Annotated in this window: 20 protein-coding genes; 13 read left to right on the forward strand and 7 right to left on the reverse strand. The window is 69.7% G+C overall.

Going from position 1 to position 23,084, the window contains the following annotated elements:
* The first annotated feature begins 20 nt into the window (after window positions 1–20).
* Complete coding sequence (locus tag RS85_RS13410) at window positions 21–3,188, forward strand: glycosyltransferase (RefSeq protein WP_082087625.1); 3,168 nt, start codon at window positions 21–23, stop codon at window positions 3,186–3,188.
* Window positions 3,185–4,567, forward strand: coding sequence for a DUF5719 family protein (locus tag RS85_RS13415; protein ID WP_046013948.1), 1,383 nt, complete (start codon window positions 3,185–3,187; stop codon window positions 4,565–4,567). The genes RS85_RS13410 and RS85_RS13415 overlap by 4 nt, the downstream gene beginning before the upstream one ends.
* 10 nt (window positions 4,568–4,577) lie before the next feature.
* Here the strand turns inward: RS85_RS13415 and RS85_RS13420 are convergent, their stop codons facing one another.
* Complete coding sequence (locus RS85_RS13420; RefSeq protein WP_235282439.1) at window positions 4,578–5,003, reverse strand: hypothetical protein; 426 nt, start codon at window positions 5,001–5,003, stop codon at window positions 4,578–4,580.
* Between the two features lie 77 nt (window positions 5,004–5,080).
* On the opposite strand from RS85_RS13420, the gene RS85_RS13425 reads away from it, so the two are divergent.
* From RS85_RS13425 to ahcY, 5 genes are all read left to right on the forward strand, one after another.
* The gene (locus tag RS85_RS13425) at window positions 5,081–5,287 is read left to right on the forward strand and encodes a DUF3499 family protein (protein ID WP_046013949.1); all 207 of its coding nucleotides are present in this window, start codon (window positions 5,081–5,083) and stop codon (window positions 5,285–5,287) included.
* A gap of 101 nt (window positions 5,288–5,388) precedes the next feature.
* Window positions 5,389–6,315, forward strand: coding sequence for a biotin/lipoyl-containing protein (locus RS85_RS13430; RefSeq protein WP_046013950.1), 927 nt, complete (start codon window positions 5,389–5,391; stop codon window positions 6,313–6,315).
* The gene (locus RS85_RS13435; protein WP_046013997.1) at window positions 6,312–7,079 is read left to right on the forward strand and encodes an ABC transporter ATP-binding protein; all 768 of its coding nucleotides are present in this window, start codon (window positions 6,312–6,314) and stop codon (window positions 7,077–7,079) included. The genes RS85_RS13430 and RS85_RS13435 overlap by 4 nt, the downstream gene beginning before the upstream one ends.
* On the forward strand, window positions 7,076–8,290 hold the full coding sequence (locus RS85_RS13440; RefSeq protein ID WP_046013951.1) for an ABC transporter permease: 1,215 nt from the start codon (window positions 7,076–7,078) through the stop codon (window positions 8,288–8,290). Before RS85_RS13435 ends, RS85_RS13440 begins: the two co-directional genes overlap by 4 nt.
* Window positions 8,291–8,332: 42 nt before the next feature.
* Window positions 8,333–9,778 carry an adenosylhomocysteinase gene (ahcY, locus tag RS85_RS13445; RefSeq protein WP_046013952.1) on the forward strand — a complete coding sequence of 482 codons (1,446 nt, stop codon included), beginning with the start codon at window positions 8,333–8,335 and terminating at the stop codon, window positions 9,776–9,778.
* 31 nt (window positions 9,779–9,809) lie between these two features.
* Here ahcY and RS85_RS13450 read toward each other — a convergent pair whose 3' ends face one another.
* Entirely contained in the window at window positions 9,810–10,619 is an 810-nt protein-coding gene (locus tag RS85_RS13450; protein WP_046013953.1) for an RDD family protein, read from the reverse strand.
* 16 nt (window positions 10,620–10,635) lie between these two features.
* Between RS85_RS13450 and RS85_RS13455 the strand changes: the two genes are divergently transcribed.
* Window positions 10,636–11,628, forward strand: a complete 993-nt coding sequence (locus tag RS85_RS13455) for a stage II sporulation protein M (protein ID WP_046013954.1) — start codon at window positions 10,636–10,638, stop codon at window positions 11,626–11,628.
* Window positions 11,629–11,643: 15 nt separating this feature from the next.
* Here the strand turns inward: RS85_RS13455 and RS85_RS13460 are convergent, their stop codons facing one another.
* The 5 genes from RS85_RS13460 to RS85_RS13480 form a co-directional block, all read right to left on the reverse strand.
* A complete protein-coding gene (locus RS85_RS13460; protein WP_046013955.1) occupies window positions 11,644–12,951 on the reverse strand; it encodes a DUF58 domain-containing protein in 1,308 nt (435 codons plus the stop codon).
* Window positions 12,952–13,875, reverse strand: coding sequence for an AAA family ATPase (locus RS85_RS13465; protein ID WP_235282443.1), 924 nt, complete (start codon window positions 13,873–13,875; stop codon window positions 12,952–12,954).
* 96 nt (window positions 13,876–13,971) lie between these two features.
* Complete coding sequence (locus RS85_RS13470; RefSeq protein ID WP_052703563.1) at window positions 13,972–15,177, reverse strand: DUF4350 domain-containing protein; 1,206 nt, start codon at window positions 15,175–15,177, stop codon at window positions 13,972–13,974.
* The gene (locus RS85_RS13475) at window positions 15,174–15,815 is read right to left on the reverse strand and encodes a DUF4129 domain-containing protein (protein ID WP_046013957.1); all 642 of its coding nucleotides are present in this window, start codon (window positions 15,813–15,815) and stop codon (window positions 15,174–15,176) included. The genes RS85_RS13470 and RS85_RS13475 overlap by 4 nt, the downstream gene beginning before the upstream one ends.
* Window positions 15,812–17,221: a glycerophosphoryl diester phosphodiesterase membrane domain-containing protein gene (locus RS85_RS13480; RefSeq protein WP_046013958.1), complete on the reverse strand. Its 1,410-nt coding sequence runs from the start codon at window positions 17,219–17,221 to the stop codon at window positions 15,812–15,814. The genes RS85_RS13475 and RS85_RS13480 overlap by 4 nt, the downstream gene beginning before the upstream one ends.
* 96 nt (window positions 17,222–17,317) lie before the next feature.
* Here RS85_RS13480 and mtrA point away from each other — a divergent pair, with 96 nt between their 5' ends.
* The 5 genes from mtrA (at window position 17,318) to hpf (ending at window position 22,934) form a co-directional block, all read left to right on the forward strand.
* A complete protein-coding gene (gene mtrA, locus RS85_RS13485) occupies window positions 17,318–17,998 on the forward strand; it encodes an MtrAB system response regulator MtrA (RefSeq protein WP_046013959.1) in 681 nt (226 codons plus the stop codon).
* Between the two features lie 7 nt (window positions 17,999–18,005).
* Window positions 18,006–19,688 (forward strand): MtrAB system histidine kinase MtrB, encoded by a 1,683-nt coding sequence (gene mtrB / locus RS85_RS13490; RefSeq protein WP_046013960.1) that lies wholly within the window; start codon window positions 18,006–18,008, stop codon window positions 19,686–19,688.
* Entirely contained in the window at window positions 19,681–21,399 is a 1,719-nt protein-coding gene (locus RS85_RS13495) for an LpqB family beta-propeller domain-containing protein (RefSeq protein WP_046013961.1), read from the forward strand. The genes mtrB and RS85_RS13495 overlap by 8 nt, the downstream gene beginning before the upstream one ends.
* 98 nt (window positions 21,400–21,497) lie before the next feature.
* Entirely contained in the window at window positions 21,498–22,190 is a 693-nt protein-coding gene (locus tag RS85_RS13500; protein ID WP_052703564.1) for a ComF family protein, read from the forward strand.
* An 87-nt stretch (window positions 22,191–22,277) separates the two neighbouring features.
* Entirely contained in the window at window positions 22,278–22,934 is a 657-nt protein-coding gene (hpf, locus tag RS85_RS13505) for a ribosome hibernation-promoting factor, HPF/YfiA family (RefSeq protein ID WP_046013962.1), read from the forward strand.
* Window positions 22,935–23,084 lie beyond the last annotated feature (150 nt).

Consider the following 23,084-nt stretch of genomic DNA (forward strand, 5'->3'; position numbering starts at 1 on the left):
GCGCATAGGCTGACGAGGACATGCCAGCCCGAGTTCACGCCATCATCGTCGCGCGCCCCGGATCCTCTGCCCGCGCGCAGCTCCTCCGCACTCTCGACGCAGTACGATCCCAGACGTCTCCGCCCGCCGCGGTGACTCTCGTCCTGTGCGGTGATGCCACGACGGCTCGCGAGAGCGAGACTGTGGCGGGGACGGTCGAGGGCATCATCGAGGCGCGCGCCACGACTTCCTTCGCCGAGGCCGTCGAGCTCGCCCGCCCCCGTGTCGCGGACGGGTCCGCGATCTGGTTGCTGGCGCAGGACACGACTCCCCACCCGCGCGCCCTCGAACGGCTGACCGGCACGCTCGAGCGTTCGCCCTCGGCGGCGATCATCGCTCCCAAGCTCATCGCGACGGACAACGAGCGGGAGATCGTGTCACTGGGCGTGAGCATGACCACTTTCGGTCGGTCGGTGGAACTCGCCGCGGGGGAACTCGATCAGGGACAGCACGACGGCATGGACGATGCTCTCGGCTCCGACATCCGCGGAATCCTCATCCGCGGCGAGGTCCGGGATGCCCTGCGCCCGGACGCTGCGCTGGCCGGGGCGGATGAGGGCCTCGACCTCGGCGTGCGCGCCCGGCTCGGCGGCGGTCGAGTGGTGCTCGCGCCGAGCGCGCGGATCTCGACGTCACCAGACGGGCCCGCGGCGCTCCCCGGAGGCGCTTCGCGCCGGGCCTTCGTGCGCCGTCTCGCTCAGCTCCATCGCCGGCTCGCTTACGCTCCGGCCGCAGCCGTCCCACTGCACTGGCTGGCGCTTCTGCCGCTCGCCCTCTGGCGCTCGATCACGCATCTGATCGGCAAGCGACCTGAATCCGTGATCCCCGAGTGGGCCGCCGCACTCACTGCGATGCTTCGCGTCACGGCCGTCGCGCGCTCGCGCGCCCACATCCGCTCCTTCCGCACCTCGTCGTGGGCCAGCATCGCTCCGTTGCGGGTGACGTCGACGCAACTGCGCCGTCGGCTCGACGACGGACACGGGAGCGAGGGCGGCGCTGCCAGCGAACTGCGCTTCTTCTCCGGCGGCGGAGCGTGGGCCGTGCTGGCGGCGCTGGTCGTGAGCATCGCGTCGTTCACCACGGCGCTGGCCTGGCCGGCGATCGGCGGCGGGGGACTGCTGCCGCTTCGCGAGACGGTGAGCGCGCTGTGGAGTGACGCGGCGTGGGGCCTTCGCGATGTCGGCGTCGGTCTGATCGGCCCGGCAGATCCGTTCGCGGCGGTGATCGCGGTGGTCGGCAGTCTCTGGCCGGCGGCTCCCTCCTTCGCGCTCGTGCTCCTGTGGATACTCGCGCTGCCGTTCGCCGTGCTCGGCGGATGGTTCGCGGCGACCCGCGTCACCGATCGCGCGGGCCTTCGGATCTTCGCCGGTGTGGCGTGGGCGATGGCGCCGACCTTCCTGACGGCACTCGTCGACGGTCGTCCGGCCGGCGTCCTCGTGCATCTGCTGCTGCCGTGGCTCTTCCACGCCGCCGCCGTGGCGCACCGGTCCTGGGGCGCGGCGGGCGCGGCCTCGCTGCTGCTCGCCGCCGTCGCCGCGTGTGCGCCTTCGTTGGCGCCGGCGCTGGCGCTGCTGTGGGTCGTCGCGATCGGCATCACGCTCGGCACCGCTCAATTCCGAGGTGCGGGCAGGCTGCTGTGGCTTCCGCTCCCCGCGGCGCTGTTGTTCGCGCCGCTCGTGTTCTGGCAGCTCGCACACGGCACCCCGCTCGCCCTTCTCGGAGACCCCGGGCTGATCTGGGCGGGACCGCAGGCGTCCGCGGATGCCGCCGGAAGGCTGGTGATCGCGACTGGGTTCCCCACGACCGACCTCGCCGGCTGGATGGCCGTCGCGCCGGCGCCCGTCGGTGTCTGGGCGCCGCTGCTCTGTGCGCCGATCGCCCTGCTCGCCCTCGCTTCCGCAGTCGCGCCGCGGTGGCGCGCCGGGATCGTGCTCCTCGTCGTGGCTCTCGCCGGCGCGACCACGGCCTTCCTCGCGGTCGGCATCACGGTCAGTTCCGCGCAGGGGACGCCGGTCCCGATCTGGCCCGGCGCCGGCCTGAGCCTTGCGTGGATCGGCGTCGTGGGCGCGGCGCTGGTCACACTCGACACCGCGCTCACGCTCCAGAGGATCCGCGTCTTCGCCACAGCTGTCGCCGCTGTGGCGCTCGTCATCTGCGCTGTGCCCGCGCTCTCCGCCTTCCACACGGATCGTTCTGTTCTGACCAACGGGCCCGTATCGACGCTGCCCGCGTATGTCGCGGCGCAGGCCGCCGGCGACAAGCCGATCTCGACGCTCGTCCTCACACCCCAGAACGACGGAGCTCTGGCGGTGGATGTCGCGTGGGGTGCGAGCGACACTCTCGGAACACAGTCGACCATGATGTCCACTGCCGTCGAGCCGCAGGGCTCCGACTTGTCGTCCCTTGCGGTCGACCTGCTGTCGGCACGGGATTTCGATGCTCCGGGTGAACTGGCCGCTCAAGGCATCAGCTACGTGCTCCTCGCGCAGCTTCCCGGCGGCGAAGGCGACCAGGCGCGGGCTCTGCGGACGACGGCCGTCACCGCCATCGACCAGCGCCCCGGCTTCGTGCACGCCGGTACGACGGACCGCGGTGTGCTGTGGCGACTCGAAGCCGATGTGGCCGAGCCGGAAGCGCTGACGGCGGCCCAGCAGGGAACCGCGCGCCTGGTGATCACCCTGCAGCTCCTGGTCGTGTTCGCCGCCCTGCTCCTTTCCGTTCCGACGCGGGCATCGCGTCGGGCGGCACGTGCCCAGTCCCGCATCGTGGGGCGCGCCGCGGAGGAGCCGCTCATCCTGCCCCGGCACGCCGAGGAGGGCGACGATGACGTGGCCGGCATCGCTGAGGTCACCGTGCCCACGGTCGCGACCGGTGAGCTCGAAGAGACGATCTCCGACGACCCGATGATCGGGGTCGAGACGCCCGATGATGCATCCGCCGATGACGCGGCAGCAGACCCGGAGCCGACGGATGACGCGCCGGGCGAGGACACCAGGCCGGGCGAAGACGAGATGCCGAGCGAGGACACGATGCCGAGCGAGGACAGGATGCCGGACGAGGACACGACGCCGCGCGACGCGACAGTCGACCATGCGGAAGCCGATGACACTCCGCCGTCCGATCGCCCCACCGAGGAGGACAAGCGATGAGCGGCAACCGTGCCTTCCGGGTCGCTGCGACCAGTGCCCGGGTGGCGACGGGCGTCGCGGTCGCGGTCGCATGCGTGATCGGCGTCGTCGCCGCGATCCACGCACCATGGCCGGTCATCCGGCATGATCCCGCGCAGGTCGAGGTCACCTCCATTCCCGGAGACACCGTGCTGGTCTGCAACGGCGATCTCCGCGCGCTCGGCCGGGATTCCTCGGCGCCGCTCGACATGCGGTCCGCCGCCGCACCACGCCTCACCGAGGCCGGTTCGTCGGGCGCGCCCTCGACGCGCACTCTGGAAGCGCCGGACCTGGTCGATGCCGGAGAGGTCCGCGTGCTGACCGGGGCCGTCCAAGGGCGCACGGCCCCCATGATCGCCGCGGCCGAATCCGTGGCGGTCGCGGAGGACGATCTGACCGGATTCGCCGCGCTGGCGTGCGGCGAACCGCGCCTGGAATCGTGGCTCGTCGGCGGGAACGTGGGCACGGGCACCGAAGACATCGTCATCCTGACGAACGCCGGTCAGGTGCCGACGACCGTCACCCTCTCGGTCTACGGCACCTCACGCAGCGTGCGCACGGTCGTCGTACCGGCCGAGACGCAGTCCGCGTTGCCGCTCGCGTCGATCGCCGCCGGGAACGAGACTCCGGTCGTCAGGGTGGAAGCCGTCGGTGCGCCCGTGCGCGCGGTGCTGCAGTCGTCGCTCGTGCAGGTGCTGGATCCGGCGGGCATAGATCTTCAGGATGCCGTCGCCGGCGCACAGCGGAACGTGGTGCTCACCGGCGTGCAGGCCTTCCCCGTGGAGGGCGATGAGGCCGATATGACGGTGCTGAGACTGCTCTCGCCGGAGTCGGATGCTCAGGCGAGCATCGTGGTGCGGCCGATCGGATCGGGAGGAGCCGGGACCGAGTTCGCGGTACCGCTGACCGCCGAGACTCCCGCAGAGGTCTCACTGAGCGGACTCGCGCCGGGAACCTACACGGTCGAGGTCGAGGCCGATTCTGCGGTCGTGGCGGCGGTGCGCCAACAGGACGGGTCGGGTCTCGACTCCGATTTCGCCTGGGTGACGCCCGCTCCGGAGATCGATTCGGAGGTTCTCGTCGCTGTGCCGGAGGGGCCCACTGCGCAGCTGCAGCTCGCAAACACCTCGGACGACGAGGCGACCGTCGCGCTCGAGCGTGTCGACGGCGGTGAGACCGAGGAGATCGTCGTCCCGGCGGGTGAATCGGTGAGTGTCGATGTCGATTCGCAGACGACATATCGACTGCGCCCCTCGTCGACCGTGCATGCCGCGGTGACCATGACGGAATCGGGTGGCCTCGCGGTGCTGCCCGTGCAACCGGGTGCAGGCGCGGAGCAGGCGATCACCGTATACCCCTGACCCGTCGGGATCAGTGGTCGTGGCCGAGGTCCCAGGGCTCGCGTCCGACGTACTCCGCGGCCGCTCGGAACACAGCGCTCTCGATCGCCATACGGCGGTGCGCCGCATCGTCGTGCCCGGGAGGGAGCAGCCGCTCGATCGGCAGCCGGAACAGCACGATGCGGCGATTCTCCCGGTCGAGATACCAGCGCGGCACCTCGTCCGTCGCATCGAAAGCGGGGATCGCGCCGATCTCGAAGCGGACCTCCTGCAGCTCCGGCCACGTGCCGCGGAGAAACTCAACAGCCGTGCCCACGGTCAGGTCGAACCGGTCGATCCGGCCGTCGAGGGGAGCGAGAGGGGGGCGCACCACTTCGCTGCGACCGAGCCGCCCGTGCCGTCCGTGACGTGCACCGCGCCGAGGAGCGGAAGCGCGAGTGGTGCGGCGACGAGGCATGACGAAAGTCTAGGCGGTGCGGGTGCGCCCGGCGCGGCATCCGATCGCCTGCGCTGTCGCGACGTACTGTTGCGGTGATGGACGGACGACTCTGCTCGAAGGTCGGCTGCGCGCGAGAAGCGGTGGCCACGCTCACCTACGACTACGGCGACCAGATGGCCGCGCTCGGCCCTCTGGGAGCGCCCAACGACCCGCAGGCGCATGACCTGTGCTCTCCGCACGCGGATCGGATGTCGGTGCCCTCCGGCTGGATCGTCGTGCGCCACGAGGCTCTCCGCGTCTGACGACATCCCGGCGACACGCGGGCGGGATCCGGATGCCGGGAAAACCCTTCTGGGTACTCTGGCGGCGGGCGTGTCAAGGCGGCGGGTCCGGAAAGGCAGCCGTGATCGTCTGGCGTCGCTGGATCTTCCCCCTCCTCCTCGTCCTGGTTTTCGGAGCGTGTGCGGCCGCACTCGTGAAGATCGCCTTCTTCCCTGACCGCGCGGAGAGTGCGGTCAGCCCCGAGGCCGGGATCACCGATCCTGTCGTGCTCGTCGAGCGCGGCTCCGTCGTCAACGCGCTGAGCCTCAGCGGCAATGTCGCCCGCGATGACAGCTACAGCGTGCGCAGCGAGCTCAACGGCACCGTGACCGCGGTGCATGTGGCCAATGGTTCTGCGGTGGCGGCCGGGCAGAAGCTGTTCACCGTGCGCCAGGACGATCCGCGCAAGGATATCGACGTCACAGCGCCCGAAGCCGGCGACGTGACCGAGATCGCCCTGGTCAAGGGGCAGGCCGCCTCGGTCGGCACGGAGTCCTACACCCTGACGCCGGCGCGCTATCACCTGCTGGCGACCGTCGAACCCGTGCAGCTGTACCGGCTCGTGAATGCCCCGACCGAAGGGACCGTGACGATCGCCGGTGGCCCCGCTCCGTTCGCGTGCACGGGTGTCGGCGTGCAGGTCAGCACCGAGGGCACAGCCAGCGTGCGCTGCGCCATCCCCGCCGACCAGACGGTGTTCGCCGGGCTCCCCGCGACGATGGATCTCGCCCTCGGTCAGGTCGACGACGCCTTGGTCGTGCCCGTCACCGCCGTGCAGGGCGGGTCCGGCTCCGGAAACGTCTGGGTGGATGCCGGCGACGGATCGGACCCCGAGGAGCGGGCCGTGAAGCTGGGTGTGAACGACGGCGTCATGGTCGAGGTGGTCGAAGGACTCGAGGAGGGCGAGAGCGTCCGGCAGTTCGTGCCCGGCTTCGTCGCCCCTGTCGAGGAGTTCTGCTACGAGGTCTCGCCCGGAGTCGAGCAGTGCGACAGCGGGATGAGCTGGTGACGCTCGTCGCACTCGAGGGCGTCGCCAAGAGCGTCCTGCTGGCTGACGACTCGAGGCTGGAAATCCTGCGCGGCATCGACCTCGATGTCAGCGCCGGGGATCATGTCTCCATCGTCGGGCGCTCCGGTTCCGGCAAGTCCACGCTGCTCAACATCCTCGGAATGCTCGATGCACCGACATCCGGCACCGTGTCGTTCGAAGGCCGGGAAGTGCGCCGCATGCGCTCGGGGAAACTCGACCGACTGCGGGGAGACAACGTCGGCTTCGTGTTCCAGCAGTTCAACCTGCTCCCGGGGCGCACGGCCATCGACAACGTCATGATGCCGCTCGGCCACGCGCGGGGAAGGATGTTCTGGGACCGACGGCAGATCGCGGCGGACATGCTGGAGCGCGTGGGACTGGGGCATCGCGTCGATCAGGTCGCCGACAGGCTGTCCGGCGGTGAGCAGCAACGCGTGGCGATCGCCCGGGCGCTGGTTCGCCGACCGGTGCTGATCCTCGCCGACGAACCGACCGGCGCGTTGGACATCGACACCGGCGCTTCGGTGATGGCGCTCCTCGACGAGGTCGCCACCGAGACGGATGCCGCCCTTGTGACGATCACGCACGATCTCCACGTCGCGGCCCGGGCCCGACGCCACTACCGGCTGGACGTGGGCGTCCTCGCCCCTGCAGACCTCAGCCGGGCGTTCGAGGCGTCGACGCTCGCCGCCTCTGTGCCGAGCGGCGGCGAGCCCAGTGCTATCGAAAGGCCGAGCGCGTGACCGGTCTGCTGGGGGCGCTCGCGGACGCATGGGCGGAGATCCGAGTCCACAAACTCCGCGTCCTGCTGAGCCTGATCGGGATCGCGGTCTCCGTCGGCGCACTCACGGCCGTCGTCGCGATCTCCGAGTACCAGCGTCAGTATCAGGAGGAGCAGTCCGATCGGTTCGGCGGCCGAGCCGCGACCATCGCCGTCGGAGTCAGCAGCGAGGACGGCACCCCGGTCGACATCGACGACTTCGACGAACGCTTCACGCGCGTGACCGAGCGCTTCGACTTCAGTCACACCGCACGGATCGCGCAGGGGATGGTGGTCGGGGTGCAGCTGCCCGAGGGCATCACCGATGTCACCGCCCGCCTGATCGACCCGATGTACTCGGAGATCCATCGCGAGCAGCTGCTGGAAGGCCGGTGGCTGCGAGACGCCGACAGTGAGGCTCTGGCTCCGGCAGCCGTCATCTCCGAGCCGCTGTGGGACCGTATCGGGCGCGTGCCGATCAGCGGGCACCCGACCGTCGAGCTCACCGGTGCCGCGGGCGGGACCTACCAGATCGTCGGCGTGGTGCCACGCACGGGTTTCGGCGACGAAGAGCTTCGCATCGACCTGCTCTACGACGCGTACCGCGACCGCGTCGACGCCCTCCCGAAGGACGCGTGGTCGCAGTACGAGATCTGGGTCGGTCCGGAGCAGGCCGATCAGATCGGACCCGTGCTCGCCATGGACCTCCGTGCCGGCCTCCCCGAGGGCCAGGTCGTCTCGGTGAACAGAACGGACTGGGGAGCGCAGCCCGGCGCGATGGATGCGCAGGCGACCTTCGAGATGGTGACCGGCGGCATCGCCGCCCTCATCCTCGCCCTCGGCGCACTGAGCCTGATCAACATCCAGCTCGTCGCGATGCGGCAGCGGGTACGGGAGATCGGGGTCCGCAGAGCGTTCGGGGCGAGCTCCGGACGCGTGTTCTTCTCGGTGTTCCTGGAGAGCCTCGTCGCGACGACCGTCGCCGGCGCCGTCGGGATCGCGATCGTCGTCGCCGTCCTCCGCTCGGACTTGCTGGTCACCACGACGTTCGTCGGGATGCAGGACGTGCCGCCGTTCCCCATGCGGGCGGCGCTGATCGGTCTGGCGGCTTCCGTCATCGTCGGCGCGGTATCGGGCTTCATCCCCGCCCTCGTGGCGCTGCGGGTGAAGGTCATCGACGCGATCCGCTTCTGACACACGAGCGGGTGCGCGACGGCGGGGTGGAAGAATGGGGAGATGCCTGAGTTCGAGTACCGCGTCGCCGATCTGTCCCTGGCCGAAGCCGGCCGTCACCAGCTCCGCCTCGCCGAGAACGAGATGCCGGGGCTCATGGCACTCCGTGCCGAGTTCGGCGCCGCGCAGCCACTGAAGGGCGCCCGCATCGCGGGATCGCTGCACATGACGGTGCAGACCGCGGTGCTGATCGAGACGCTCACCGCTCTCGGGGCGCAGGTGCGCTGGGCCAGCTGCAACATCTTCTCAACTCAGGACGAGGCGGCCGCAGCCGTCGTCGTGGGCCCGGGCGGAACGGTCGATGCCCCCGCCGGTGTACCGGTGTTCGCCTGGAAGGGTGAGACGCTCGAGGAGTACTGGGCCTGCACCGAGCGCATCTTCGACTGGTCGGCCGAGGGCTTCGACGGGCCGAACCTGATTCTCGACGACGGCGGCGACGCCACCCTGCTCGTGCACAAGGGCGTCGAGTTCGAGAAGGCCGCTGCCGTGCCCGTCACCACGGGTGATGCGTCGCAGGAGTACGCGGTCATCCTCGACCTTCTGAGCCGCTCCCTCGCTGCGTCGCCCGATCGCTGGACCAAGGTCGCCGCCGGTCTCATCGGCGTCACGGAGGAGACCACCACGGGGGTGCACCGGCTCTACGAGCTGGCCACAGCCGGTGGGCTGCTGTTCCCCGCCATCAACGTCAACGACTCGGTCACCAAGAGCAAGTTCGACAACAAGTACGGCATCCGCCATTCGCTGCCCGACGGTCTGAACCGTGCCACGGATGTGCTCATCGGCGGCAAGGTGGCCTTCGTCTGCGGCTACGGCGATGTCGGCAAGGGCGCAGCCGAGGCGCTGCGCGGTCAGGGAGCCCGCGTGATCGTCAGCGAGGTCGACCCGATCTGCGCGCTCCAGGCCGCGATGGACGGCTTCCAGGTCGCGCGCCTGATCGACGTGGCGGCCGAGGTCGACATCGTCGTGACCGGCACCGGCAACCGCGACGTCGTCACCACGGAGCACCTGCTGGCGCTCAAGCACCTCGCCATCGTCGCGAACGTCGGCCACTTCGACAACGAGATCGACATGGTCGGGCTCGAGTCCCTGCCCGGAACGGTGAAGATCGAGATCAAGCCGCAGGTGCACGAATGGCGGATGCCGAACGGACGCAGTGTGCTCGTGCTCAGCGAGGGGCGCCTGATGAACCTCGGCAACGCCACGGGGCATCCGTCCTTCGTGATGAGCGCGTCGTTCACGAACCAGGTGCTGGCGCAGCTCGAGCTGTTCACCCGCATCGAGGAGTATCCGACGGGTGTGTACACGCTGCCGAAGGCGCTCGACGAGAAGGTCGCCCGGCTGCACCTCGACGCCCTGGGCGTCCAGCTGACCACGCTGTCCGACGATCAGGCCGCCTACATCGGCGTGCCCGTCGACGGGCCGTACAAGCTCGATCACTACCGCTACTGAGCGGGCCGCCGGCGCGGCCGGGTTTCTCCGCTCAGACGCCGACGCGGCGGCCGGTGAGCTTCTCGGCGCGGCGGTCGGAATTCTCCAGCGCGCGACGCTCGCGTTCTCGGCGCAGCACGGTGATGCCCACCAGCACCGCCTCCGGATGCGCGGGTGGCATCGGTGACACGTACGGCGTCGCTTCGGTGAGCAGGTCGTGCGCGACCCGCGCGCGTGCCGTCGGCACCATGCGCGGTGCGCTCTGCAGGAACTGCGAGATGCGTCGCGCCAGTCGGTCGGGCAGTCGCGCGACGTCGGCGATCTGCGCCCAGCCGGTGAGTTCCGGCGGAAGCACCGGCACGAGCGGGATGAGCCGCGGCGTACGTACACGCTGGCTGTAGGTGCCGGCGACGAGGTCGCCCAGGCGCTGAGAGCGCGAGTTGAAGGCGCCGGTGAGCACCGCGATGCCCCCGAACGTGGCGTAGATCTCCAGCACCCCCAGCAGAGCGCGGATGAATGCGTGCCGGAATCCCGCGGCACCGCCGTCGACGCGTACGATCCGACCGCCGACCGCGAGCTTGCCGAGGCTCCGCCCCTTCATCGCGACCTCGACCGTGATCGGCAGCACGACGAAGCTGACCACGAGCGCAGCGACCGTCGCGATGCGGTCGGTGGCGTCGTTCAGGATGCCGGCGTCGAGCAGCCAGATGCGCAGGAACAGCCAGAGGATGAAGACCGCGAAGCCGAGCAGCATGTCGATCAGGGCACCGAGCGCGCGGAGCAGGAAGCCGACCGGCTGCACGTCGATCGCGACGGCTTCGCCGGAGAGGACCTCGTCGGAGGCATCGATCGGGACGGACATGAGTACAGTAAATCAGGTGGATGCCGATGCCCTGTCTGATGCACGCCGCGCCGAATGGGAACGGCTCGACGAGCTGAGCCGAGCCCGGCTCGACGGCGCGGGCGTCGATGAGCTGATCGTCCGATACCGCGCGGCATCCGCTGATCTCGCCGAGCTGAAGACCTCGGTGGGGGAGTCGCCGCAGGGGGCGTACCTCTCCACGATCCTCGTGCGTGCCCGGCTGCGCCTGACGGGAGCATCCGACAGCATCCTGACGCAGACCGCGCGATTCTTCAGCCTGCAGCTGCCTGCGGCGCTGTACCGGCTGCGCTGGACCACCCTGATCATCGCCGCGGCCTTCATCGCGATCGGGGTCGGGACTGCCGCGTGGATCGCGAGCGACCCCGCCCTCATCGCGACGCTCGGCCCCCCGGATGCACTCGAGCAGTACGCCGACGAGAGCTTCACGGGCTACTACACGGAGAACCCCGCTGCCGAGTTCATGGGGATGGTCTGGACGAACAACGCCTGGATCGCGATGCAGTGCGTCCTCTTCGGCGTGACCGGAATCTGGCCGATCTCGATGATCGTGCAGAACGCGATGGGCCTCGGAGTCTCCGGTGCGGTGATGGTCGCCTACGACAAGGCCGACATCATGTTGCTGTACATCCTCCCGCACGGCATGCTCGAACTCACCTGCATCTTCGTGGCAGCGGCCGCGGGGCTGCACATCTTCTGGGCCTGGGTGGCGCCGGGTGCGCGATCCCGCGGGGAGGCGCTCGCCGAAGAGGGCAGGTCACTCGCGACGGTCGCGATCGGTCTGGTGTTCGCGCTCTTCCTCGCCGGACTGGTCGAAGGCTTCGTCACCGGCTGGTCCCTGCCCTGGCCGGTCAAGATCGGCATCGGCGCGGCAGCACTCGCCGTGTTCCTGATCTACATGCTGGTGATCGGCGGCCGTGCCCATCGCCGTGGCGCCCGCGGCGATCTGGTGGAGTACGAGGCCGGCACGCCGCGTCTTGTCGCCGGCTGAGCTCGATCCGATCGGTCAGAGCCGCCCGGCGGCCTTCAGCTCGAGATAGCGGTCGGCGATGCGCGGCGGAAGATCTTCCGGGTCGGCGGCGATGGCCTCGCCTCCCGCACGCCTGATCGCGTCCGCGACGTTCTCCGCATCTCGCAGGGTGCGCTCTGCGGCTGCGGCGAGGTAGATCTCCTCGCGCGAACCGCGCTGCCGGGCGAGGCTTGCGATGTCGTCGTCGGTCACCGACCCGACGAGCACGGTCGTCGCCCGCGATGCGTTCGGGAAGGCGCCGAGGAACGCTCTCGCCGATTCCGCCGCGTCCTGCGCGGTCAGCACCACGATGAGCGACGGACGGGTGGTGAGCGCCCGCACCGCGCCGAACGCGCCGGGCCAGTCGGTGTCGACCAGGCGTGCGTGCACCGGGGCCATCGCATCCGTCATCGCAGGGAGCAGCGCGGCGCCGTCGACCCCGGTCACACGACCGCGCACCACGCGGTCGTACATCAGCAGGTGCACATGGTCCCCGGCGCGCGAGGCGAGGGCGGCGAGCAGCAGTGCCGCCTCGAGCGAGGCGTCCACGCGGGTGCCGTCGCCGACGCGTGCTGCTGCCGTGCGTCCTGTGTCGATGATGATGACCACGTGGCGGTCGCGCTCGGGCCGCCACGTCCGCAGCATGGTGGTGCCGGCACGCGCAGTGGCACGCCAGTCGATCGAGCGCACGTCGTCGCCGCGGACGTATTCGCGCAGGGAGTCGAACTCCGTCCCCTGGCCGCGCACCTGAATGCTGGTGTTGCCGTCGAGTTCGCGCAGGCGTGCCAGTCGAGACGGGAGATGCTTGCGCGATGAGAATGCCGGGAGCACGCGGATCGCACCGCGCACCCGGTGCCGTGCCTGGCGCCCGGCCAGACCGAGCGGACCGCGGGAGCGGATCACGACGAACTCGCTCACCAGCTCGCCCCGGCGCCGAGGAAGCAGCGGGATGGCGACGCGTGCCCGTTCGCCAGGAGGGATGCTGAGCCGCTGGCGCTCCGCTGATGCACCGGCCGTGGGCTGCCAGGCGTCGCGGATCACCGCGTGCAGCATCCGTGAGCCGTGATTCTGCAGAGCGACGCTCACCGGCACCGGCTCGCCCATGCGCGAGCGCTTCGGCACCCGACGAGTCACCGTCACAGCTCGCGGGCTCGCGGCGAGGGCGACGTCCAGGCCCGTGAGCAGCACGCACAGCGCGATCCATCCGCCGAACAGTGCATACGCCGGATAGCCCGCGAGCCCTCCGATGACGAGCGGGACCACCCCCACGGCGAGGGCGACGGCGAGACGGCCGGTGACGAACACCTAGATCGGTACCCTGGTCTGCTGCACGACCGAGGTGAGCACGGCGTCCGCCGATACGCCCTCCATCTGCGCGTCGGGTCGCAGCTGCAGGCGGTGGCGCCACACCGGCACCAGCATGGTCTGCACGTGATCCGGCGTCACGGCCGTCGAGGCGTTGAGCCAGGCCCACGCCTTCGCGGCGGCGAGCAGGCCGGTCGAGGCGCGAGGACTCGCGCCGAGCTCGACCGACGGCGACTGACGGGTCGCTCTCGCGAGATCGACGACGTAGCCGAGCACGTCGTCAGTGACCTCGACGCGTCCTGCGGCCTCCTGCGCCGCACGGATCTCGTCCGCGGTCACCACGGCCTCCACGCCGGTGAGCTCTCGCGGCGAGAAGCCCTCGGCGTGCCGGCGCAGCACAGCCACCTCGGCATCGCGTTCCGGCATGCCCACGACGAGCTTCATCAGGAAGCGGTCGAGCTGGGCCTCGGGGAGCGTGTACGTGCCCTCGTGCTCGATGGGGTTCTGCGTCGCAGCCACGAGGAAGGGATCCGGCAGCGGACGGCTGGCGCCGTCTGCGGAGACCTGGCGCTCCTCCATCGCCTCGAGGAGCGCCGCCTGGGTCTTCGGGGGCGTGCGGTTGATCTCGTCGGCGAGGAGGATGTGCGTGAACACGGGACCGGCGCGGAAGTCGAACTCGCCGGTGCGCGCGTCGTACACGAGCGATCCGGTGACGTCGCCGGGCATCAGGTCGGGCGTGAACTGCACGCGCTTCGTGTCGAGACCGAGAGCACGGGCGAACGAGCGGACGACGAGGGTCTTCGCGACCCCGGGAACACCCTCGAGAAGCACATGGCCACGGGCGAGCAGCGAGACGAGCAGGCCCGTCACCGTTCCGGCCTGTCCGACGACCGCCTTGTCGACCTCGGTGCGCACGCGGTGCATGGCCTGACGCAGTGCGGCGTCGTCGGCGGGATGGTTGTCAACGGTCACGTGCGGGCCCTCGGCTTCCGTGGGATGGGTGGACGGTTCGGATTCGGGTCACTGCTCGCCCCTCGTGGTGCGGGTGCTCGTCTCGACGGCGGCCTCGAGATCATCCAGGCGGCGCGCGAGCTCGACCAGGGCGGCGTCGTCGGCGGGGAGCGGTCCGGCGAGGAGCGCCTGCAGGGTGCCACGCGGAATGCGCAGGCGATCGGATGCCGCGTCGGCGACCTCATCGGCGGAGGCATGCACCGCGAGTCCCAGACGGCGCGCCAGCCGGCGCTGCGCACCGTCGCGAAGTGCCTCACCGGCGTGCGGCGCGTCCGCGGCCTTGGCGGTCAGCCGCGCGCGGCCGTGCATGGTCTCGGACGCGCGTACCGTGACGGGCAGGGTCTCGGCGACGAGCGGTCCGAAGCGCTGACCGCGCCACACCGCCGCGGCGATGCCGGCGACGAGCAGCAGGAGGATCACCGGGGTGACCCAGGGCGGCGTGAGGCTGCCGAGGGTGTCGGGGGACTCGCCCTCGATGTCGGTGTCGCTGAACGACGGCACGTACCAGACGACCTTCTCGGTCTGTCCGAGCAGCGCGAGGGCAAGCGCGGCATTGCCGTTCTCGGCGAGGTACGCGTTGCTGAAGAGCCTCGTGCCTTCGACGACGGCGACATCACGGCCGTCTCCGCCATCGTCGACGAGCACCGCGGCTCCGTCGGAATCCCCGAAGCATTCCGTCACCCCGTCCGCCGGCGAGAAGAATCGGTCAGCGCGGATCGTGCCGACCTCGGCGAACTCCGCGACGTCGCAGCCAGCCGACGCGGGGGAAGAGCTGCCGGGCGCGTTCGCGCCGATGTCCAGGACACTCAGCAGGTGGGTGCCGGACGAGAGGAAGACGACCCGATCGGCGGGCTCGAGCAGCTCGGTGAGGGCGTCGTCCGTGAGCGAATACGGGTTGGTGAGGACCAATGTGGATTCGTCGTCCACTGCCGCGCGTGCGTCGGCGCGCGATCGGTGGACCGCCACCTCGACACCCTGATCGCGCAGGATCTCGGCGAGCGCCATCGCCCCGCCGTCATCACGGCCCTCCGGATCCAGTGTCCCCATGGCGCCGGGGCCGCTCGCGCTCACCCGGAGCGCCACGAAGGCCACCAGCAGCACGAGCGCGACGACGATCGCCCACCCGACGATCGCGCGGATGCGGCGGCGGCGGGCTTCCGCGGTGGACGGCATCGTCGCCGTCTTGTCCAGAGCCGTCCGATCGGTCACGGTCATGCGGGCACCGCCTCGAGGCGACGCGTCCGCAGCCGATCGTCGGTGGCAGCGATCTCGCGATAGCGCTCCTCGGTCGCCGGATGCCGCAGGTAGCGCACATCGTCGAACGACACCGCCGCCCGTCGCATCGCCGCGGCCTCATCGGCGAACACCGCGCTGGCTTCCCGGGCGATCGACTGAGCGGTCGCTCCGGGGGCCGGGTCGATCAGATCTCGCTCCAGCAGTCCGCGCGCGATCGCTCGGAAACGGAGGATGGTCGCCGTGTCCCAGTCGCCGTCACGCGCGCAGCGCTCGGCATCCGCTCTGAGCTGCGCGGCGCTCCGGTCGTCGCTCTCGCCGAGCAGGTCGCTCCGTGCGCGACGCACGGCGCGCGAGCTGCGCGGTCGACCCCAGATGATGAGCGCCGTGATGAGGGCTGCGACGATGATGAGGGTCACGATGATGAGCGCCGAGGGGCCGATGTTCGCCCCGTTCTCCGCGGTGAAGAGGTCGGCGATGAACCTGCCGATGTCGCGCGCGACGAGGTCGAACCAGGTCGGCTTCGCGTCGGCATAGCGCGGGTTCGAGAGTTCTTCCTCGGCCCAGCGCCGCGCCTCGTCCCCGTCGGGAACGAACAGATCGTCGAACCGCCTGATCATGCCGTGCCGTCACCGCTGCCCGGTGCTGCCCAGCCGCTCTCGGTGGGCGGGGCCCAGGGGCTGTCGGTCGGCGGGACCGGCGCCGCCGGCTGTACCGGGGGAGCAGGAGGCGGCGGCGGCGAGTACCCCGCGGGGGGCGCATACGGCTGCGGCGGCTGCGGCGCGGCGGGCGGGTAGGGCTGACCGGCATACGGCGGAAGGCCGCCGGGCTGTGCCGCGTACGGCTGCGGCGGGTACTCCGGTGACGCCTGGGCGTACTGCTGCGCGCCGTACTGCGGGTACCCGTAAGCCTGCGTCATCATCACGTGCTCCGGCACCTGGCGGGGTGGCGGGGCACTCGTCACGGCCCGCGAAGGGTCGACCGCGAAGGGGTCGCCGAGCTGCTCTTCTGCCCATCCGAGCTCCCGGCGCTCCACGTGTGAGATCAGGGTCTGGTCGAGCCCCTCGTATCGCATGCGGCAGTCGAGGTAAACCAGTGCAGAGCCCGTGCTCTGCACGACCAGGGTGATCGCCTGCAGCACGAGAAGCAGGATCTGGGGTGCGATCAGGGTCAGCACGAAGCCGATGGCGGCGCTCGGATCCTCCGCACCGGTGGGAGCGACGACGGTGCCGAGCAGGGAGCTCAGCATCGCCACGGGGAAGCTCACGACCTGCATCGCCAGCCCCATGATCGCGCCGATCAGGAAGGTCACCCCGAACGCGACCCAGAACCTGCCGCGGGTGAGACGCCACGAGCGCACGAACGCCTCGCGGAACCGGGCGCCCTCGAGAACGAGGATCGAAGGCACTAGCAGCAGCTTCGTGGTGAGCCACACGACCAGCGGGATCGAAGCCAGGCCGATGAGGATGACCACGAGCACGACGACGCCGATCAACTCGACGCTCCCGCCCAGTCCACCGGCGATGAACGCGCCGACGATGAGCGCGATGACCAGGAAGAGACCGAACACGGCGAGCACGGAAAGGGAAGCGAATCCGGCGAGCCGCCAGAACGCCGGTGCCATCCGGCGCCACAGCATCCCGAGCGTCGCCTTCACACCGATCGACGCGTAGCCGATCTCGGCGGCGACGACGCCCTGCATCATGGCCGTGAATGCGATGGACGCCAGACCGACCGCGAGGGCCGCGATGACGTTGATCGCGACCGTGCCGGCGAGCACGGCCTCGAAGTCGGGGGAAGACGGTGTCAGCGTCTGCAGTCGGGAGATCGTGGTGAACAGCACAACGCCCATGACTCCTGCGGTCGCGATGACGACGACGAGCTGGATCACGACCGCGAAGCCGAACAGCACCTTCGGGTTGTGCCGGAGGGCGGCGAACGCCTTGCCGAGCAGCATGCCGAAGGTCAGTGGGTGAAGAGGGATCACGCCCTTCTTCGGGGCAGGGGTCCATGTCGCACCGCTCACAGCACTCCCTCCATCGTGCGCTCCCATCGTGTCATATCCCCGTCGGTGGTGCGCAGACCTGCGGACGGCGGGACTCGGTGCCATAAGGTAACAGTTATGACCTCACGCATTCTTGTGGTCGACGACGACACCGCGCTCGCCGAGATGATCGGCATCGTGCTGCGCACGGAGGGTTTCGAGCCGGTGTTCTGCGCCGATGGGGCCCGTGCGGTCGACGAGTGGCGCACGCAGCGCCCCGACCTGGTGCTGCTCGACCTCATGCTCCCCGGTATGGACGGCATCGAGATCTGCACGCGCATCCGCGCCGAATCGGGCGTCCCTATCCTCATGCTGACCGCGCGCAGCGACACCGCCGATGTCGTGCGGGGCCTCGAGGTCGGGGCGGACGACTACATGGTGAAGCCCTTCAACCCGAAGGAGCTCGTGGCTCGCATCCGGACGCGCCTGCGTCCGACGCCGCAGACTTCGAGCGAGCAGCTGAAGGTCGGCGACCTCACGATCGACGTCGATGCGCACGAGGTCCGCCGCGGCACAGCGCCGATCGCTCTCACGCCGCTGGAGTTCCAGCTGCTCGTCGCCCTGGCATCCAAGCCGCAGCAGGTCTTCTCGCGGGAGATGCTCCTCGAGCAGGTCTGGGGCTATCACTACAAGGCAGACACTCGGCTCGTGAACGTCCATGTGCAGCGGCTGCGCGCGAAGGTCGAGCTGGACCCCGACAATCCCAAGATCGTGATGACTGTGCGCGGCGTGGGCTATCGCGCCGGGAGCGTCGGCTAGGCGCACGATGGCCGCGACGACAGCGACCACCACGGCCGTCGCTGTCCTGCGCGACTGGCGCGGCTGGCCGACCGTGCTCTCGGCGCTCTGGCGGCGCTCGCTGCGGTTCCGCACCCTGACCATCACTCTGGTCCTGACGTCGCTCGCGATCTTCATCACGTGCGTGACGATGGCGCTCGTGATCCAGAACGATCTGTTCGTGTCACGGAAGACCGAGGCGCTCCAGGATGCGCGGCGGGCAGTCGACCAGGCGCAGGACATCCTGGACGTCGCGGAGGTGGGCGACGATCCGGCAGCCCTCGCGGACCTGTGGCGGAGCATCCAGGAGGACCTGGCGCGCACGTCGAGCACCGATCTGCTCGCCGGTTTCAACATCGACTCGGAGGCCGATGTCGTCCGTCTGAACGGGTTCACAGCCGGGTTGAGTTCGAACCTGCTGAGTCCGGAGCTGAAGGCGCGTGTGGAAGCCTCAGATGAGTGGCAGACGTGGCAGTCCGTGGGGCTGCCGGTCGACGACGGCGGGGAAGTGCCGGGCATCATCGTCGGGCAGCAGTTGAACGTTCCCGAGGCCGGGCCCTTTGCGATCTACTTCGCCTACGACCTGGAGGATGCGAATCAGACGCTCCTGTTCGTCCAGCGCACTCTGTGGATCGCGGGTATCGGGCTGGTCGCGATCGTCGCGGCGATCTCCTGGATCGTGCTGCGCGCGGTGGCCACCCCCATCGTCCAGGCCGCCGAGACCAGCGCTCGACTCGCCGCCGGCGATCTCGGCGTGCGTCTGGAAGTGCACGGCGAGGACGAACTGGCCACGCTCGGCAGGTCGTTCAACGCGATGGCCGACAGCATCGAGGCGCAGATCAAGGAGCTCGGCGAGCTCTCGATGGTGCAGCAGCGCTTCGTGTCCGACGTGTCGCACGAGCTGCGCACCCCGCTGACGACCATCCGTCTCGCAGCCGACATGCTCAACGACCAGCGCGCGGAGTTCGATGCCACCACCGCCCGCACGGCCGAACTCCTGCACACGCAGGTGCAGCGCTTCGAGACGCTCCTCGCGGACCTGCTCGAGATCAGCCGCTACGACGCAGGCTCCGTGCAGCTCGAGCTGGAGGCGACCAGCCTCGCCCATCTCGCCGAAGACATCATCGAGCAGATGCACCCGCTCGCCGAAGGGCGCGGATCAGAACTGAGGCTCGTGGCTCCTGGCGGCTACTCGCCCGTCGACATGGACCCGCGGCGCGTTCGCCGCGTACTGCGCAACCTCGTCGGCAACGCGATCGAGCACGGCGAAGGGCGGCCGATCGTCGTCACGGTCGACAGCAATCAGCACGCCGTCGCCGCCGGTGTGCGTGACTTCGGGCTGGGGATGGAGCCGGCGGATGCGGAACGTGTGTTCGACCGTTTCTGGCGCGCCGATCCGTCTCGGCAGCGCACGATCGGGGGCACCGGCCTCGGCCTCTCCATCTCTCTCGGCGACGCCACGCTGCACGGCGGAACGCTCGCCGTGTGGTCGGAGCTCGGCGTGGGCACGAACTTCGTCCTCACGATCCCGCGCCGCGGTGATGTCCTGGAGGGGCCGAGCCCGATCCCGGTCGAACCGCAGGAGCCGCTCGCCGAGATCGGCGACGCGACGCAGCCCATCTCCTGGGCGGAGCTCCCCGGGCTGCTGAAGGAGCCGGATGACCATGACTGAGCGTCGATCGAGGCGGATGCTGCGCGGCCTCGCTCTGGTCGTGGCGGCGCTGCTGCTGCCTGCGTGCGCAGGGCTCCCCACGAGCGGTGACGTCACCGTCGGACTCGTGCTCGGGGAGTCGCCGCAGGATGTCGATTTCCTGCCCGTCGCATCGGGTCCTATCCAGGGCTCGGGGCCGCAGGATATCGTCGAAGGCTTCCTGGAGGCGGGGATCACCACCTCCGACAACTGGGCGACGGCTCGCGAGTTCCTCGCCCCGCCCCTGCAGCGAGCGTGGCGTCCTGCCTCCGGCGTGTCGATCGATGCCGGTACCGACACCCGTGTCGTCTCATCCTCCGTCGCCGACGACGCCGTGGAGGATGCCGAGGTGGCCGAGGTGCAGGTGCGACTGGATCTGGTGGCGACTGTCGACGAATCCGGCGCGTACTCGGAGGCGCCGGGACCGTCGCCGACGATGTTCGTCCTCAAGCGCGTGGATGACGGCGAGTGGCGCATCACCGAGGCGCCGGATGGCATCGTCATCGATGCGTCGCGGTTCGCCAACGTCTTCGAGGGCTATCCACTGCAGTACTTCGACAGCGAGTGGTCCCGGCTCGTGCCGGACGTGCGCTGGTTCCCTCGCCGGCAGAGCGCCACCACGACGGTGACTCAGGCGCTGATCGATGGATCCCCGAGCCCGTGGCTCGACCCTGCGGTGCAGACGGCGTTCCCCGCCGACGTGCAATTGGCGCAGGATGCCGTGCTGATCACCGATCAGGTTGCGGAGGTCGCTCTCACGCGGCCGGCCGTGGGTCTCGACCAGTTGACCCTGTCGCGCATGCGCACCCAGCTGCAGGCGACCCTCAAGGCCGCTGGCGTGTCGGTCTCCCAGGTGCGGTTCGCGGTCGACGGCCGGACCCTCGATGCAGGGGTCGTCGACCTCGTGGAACCTCCGGTGGACGCGGGCACCCTCGTCCTCCAGGACGGTGTGTTCGGCAGGATCGTCGGGGACGAGATCACGGTGGTCCCCGCGATCTCGGAGGGCATCGTCACGATCGATCAGCCCATCGTGTCGATCGACGTGGCCGCCGATGACTCTCAGGCTGCGGAGCAGCTGGCGGACAACCACGTCTACCTCGTCAGCGAGGGCAGCCGCGACGAGCTGGATGCACGACCGGGATTGATCGAACCCTCGCTCGACCCGTTCGGGTACACCTGGACGGTTCCGGTCGGCGAACCGGGAGCCGTGCAAGCCCGGGGGAGTGACCTCGCGGAGCATGCCGTGGCGAACGCCTGGCCGAATGCGTCCTCGATCTCCGACCTGCGAGTCTCCGCCGATGGCGCGCGGGTGGCCGCGGTGATCACCGTCGGTCAGCAACGGTGGGTCGTGGTCGCCGCCGTCGTGCGCGACCCCGCCGGCATTCCGGTGGAACTCGGCGACGTGAAGCAGATCACTCAGCTCACCGCGCCGGCCATCGGGCTGTCCTGGCTCGGGACCGAGCGGCTGGGGGTGCTCCTGGACCCGCAGAGCCCGCAGGTGCTCACCCAGATGGTGGGCGGGCCGGGAACCGCCGAGGCCGCGCCGGAGGGTGCCGTGTCGATCGCGGGATCGGGCACTGTCGGCGGCATCCGCGTCGTGAGCGTCAGCGGACAGCTGTTCGCACACGCGGGCTCGACGTGGCGGGAGATCGCGACGGGCATCACGGTGCTCGCCACCCGCGCCGGGGAGTGACACTCCACTTCTTCTGCACGGATCGCCGATTCCGCGGATCGTTGTCGATCGACGTTCTCGGCGCACCTCGGAGATGGTCAGCACGACAGGATCATCGGATGAGCACCGCATCAGTCCTCCATGGCATCAGTGCGGAGGTCGCAGCCTTCCTCCTCGCGGCATCCTGCGCGGGGTGCGATGAGCCCGGTCAGCTCCTGTGCACGGCCTGCCGGGCGCAGCTCGTGCCGAGACCACTCAGGGAGAGAACGCCCGGCGGCCTGGAGCTGCGCGCCGCGCTCGCATACGAGGGGGTCGCTGCGCGCTGCATCCGCCGGCTCAAAGGCGACGGAGAGACTCTGCTCGCACGCCCTCTGGGCGCCGCGCTCTCCTCGGTGCTTTCGCCGGTCGTGGCACCGTCGACATGGATCGTCCCGGTTCCCACTTCGCGGGGAGCGTTCCGCCGCCGCGGGTACCGGGTCCCGGAGCTGCTCATCCGACGCGCGGGAGAGTGCCCGCAGCGTGTGCTGTCGCTCGTCAGGAGATCTGCCGATCAGCGAGGGCTCGGGGCGCGTGCCCGCGCCCAGAACGTCCACGGAGCGATGCGTGCGAGGGCAGAGGGAGATGGGGCCGAAGCCATCCTCGTCGACGACGTCGTGACGACCGGGGCGACCCTCGATGAGGCGGCACGCGCCCTGCATGTCGCGGGCTTCACGGTGGTCTGCGCAGTGGCGCTCGCCGCCACGCCGAAGCGTGCAGTATTCGGAGAAGACTCATCGGGAACTCACCGACGACACGACGAAAGTCACCAGTGACATCCGTAGACATGCGGACTACGGTTGGGGACCACAAGGCGACAACGGTCCGCCCTTGGCCGGGAGGACCGGGACAAGGAGACAGCAATGGAAACGAGCATCGTCGGCGTCGGAGTGGGAATCACCGATCGCTTCCGAACCGTTGTCGAGGAGAAGATCGCCAGGGTCGAAACGCTCGCGAGTCGAGCGCAACGGCTGGATGTGAAGGTGACTCATCGGGTGTTCCGCAACGGTCACGTCCCCGAAGAGACGGTGGAGCTCACGCTCATCGGAAAAGGACCGGTCGTTCGCGCAGAGGCGACGGACGGTGACAAGTTCGTCGCTCTCGATTTCGCGATCGACAGGATGTCCGAGCAGCTGCGTCGCGCGAAGGAGAAGCGCGTCGACGGACGCCAGCACCCGCGGGGCGCGCACTTCGAGAAGGGCACGGGAGAACTCGAAGGCATCGATGTGCAGCCGGCATCCGCAGAGATCCTGCATGCCGTCGCCACGGGAGCCATCCCGGTGCAGAAGAACGAGGAGGAGTCCTACTCGCCCGTCGTCATCCGCACCAAGAGCTTCGATGCCGAATGGATGACCGTGGAGGAGGCCGTCGACCGTATGGAACTCGTCGGACACGACTTCTTCCTCTTCGTCGACGTCCGCACCGATCACCCGAGCGTGGTCTACCGGCGCAAGGGCTGGGACTACGGCGTGATCGCATTGAGCACCCAGGCACCCCCGGCGGAAGCACTGGCTTCCTGAGCTGATACATGAGAACGGCCCGTCCCTGGAAGGGGACGGGCCGTTCTCTCGTATCAGGCTGTCAGTCGAACATGCCGTCCAGAAGGCTGCCGATCACGAGACCGCCGAGAAGGCCCGACGCGATGTTCCCTCCGCCGCCCCCCTGAGGCC

This window comes from Microbacterium sp. SA39 (assembly GCF_000967865.1).
Taxonomy (GTDB): Bacteria; Actinomycetota; Actinomycetes; order Actinomycetales; family Microbacteriaceae; genus Microbacterium.

What these genes read in the sequence shown, in the direction of transcription:
- RS85_RS13410 (WP_082087625.1), top strand. Translation starts at nt 21, where the DNA reads ATGCCAGCCCGAGTTCACGCCATCATCGTCGCGCGCCCCGGATCCTCT.
- RS85_RS13415 (WP_046013948.1), top strand. Translation starts at nt 3,185, where the DNA reads ATGAGCGGCAACCGTGCCTTCCGGGTCGCTGCGACCAGTGCCCGGGTG.
- RS85_RS13420 (WP_235282439.1), bottom strand. Translation starts at nt 5,003, where the DNA reads ATGCCTCGTCGCCGCACCACTCGCGCTTCCGCTCCTCGGCGCGGTGCA.
- RS85_RS13425 (WP_046013949.1), top strand. Translation starts at nt 5,081, where the DNA reads ATGGACGGACGACTCTGCTCGAAGGTCGGCTGCGCGCGAGAAGCGGTG.
- ahcY (WP_046013952.1), top strand. Translation starts at nt 8,333, where the DNA reads ATGCCTGAGTTCGAGTACCGCGTCGCCGATCTGTCCCTGGCCGAAGCC.
- RS85_RS13450 (WP_046013953.1), bottom strand. Translation starts at nt 10,619, where the DNA reads ATGTCCGTCCCGATCGATGCCTCCGACGAGGTCCTCTCCGGCGAAGCC.
- RS85_RS13465 (WP_235282443.1), bottom strand. Translation starts at nt 13,875, where the DNA reads ATGCACCGCGTGCGCACCGAGGTCGACAAGGCGGTCGTCGGACAGGCC.
- RS85_RS13470 (WP_052703563.1), bottom strand. Translation starts at nt 15,177, where the DNA reads ATGACCGTGACCGATCGGACGGCTCTGGACAAGACGGCGACGATGCCG.
- RS85_RS13475 (WP_046013957.1), bottom strand. Translation starts at nt 15,815, where the DNA reads ATGATCAGGCGGTTCGACGATCTGTTCGTTCCCGACGGGGACGAGGCG.
- mtrA (WP_046013959.1), top strand. Translation starts at nt 17,318, where the DNA reads ATGACCTCACGCATTCTTGTGGTCGACGACGACACCGCGCTCGCCGAG.
- mtrB (WP_046013960.1), top strand. Translation starts at nt 18,006, where the DNA reads ATGGCCGCGACGACAGCGACCACCACGGCCGTCGCTGTCCTGCGCGAC.
- RS85_RS13495 (WP_046013961.1), top strand. Translation starts at nt 19,681, where the DNA reads ATGACTGAGCGTCGATCGAGGCGGATGCTGCGCGGCCTCGCTCTGGTC.
- RS85_RS13500 (WP_052703564.1), top strand. Translation starts at nt 21,498, where the DNA reads ATGAGCACCGCATCAGTCCTCCATGGCATCAGTGCGGAGGTCGCAGCC.
- hpf (WP_046013962.1), top strand. Translation starts at nt 22,278, where the DNA reads ATGGAAACGAGCATCGTCGGCGTCGGAGTGGGAATCACCGATCGCTTC.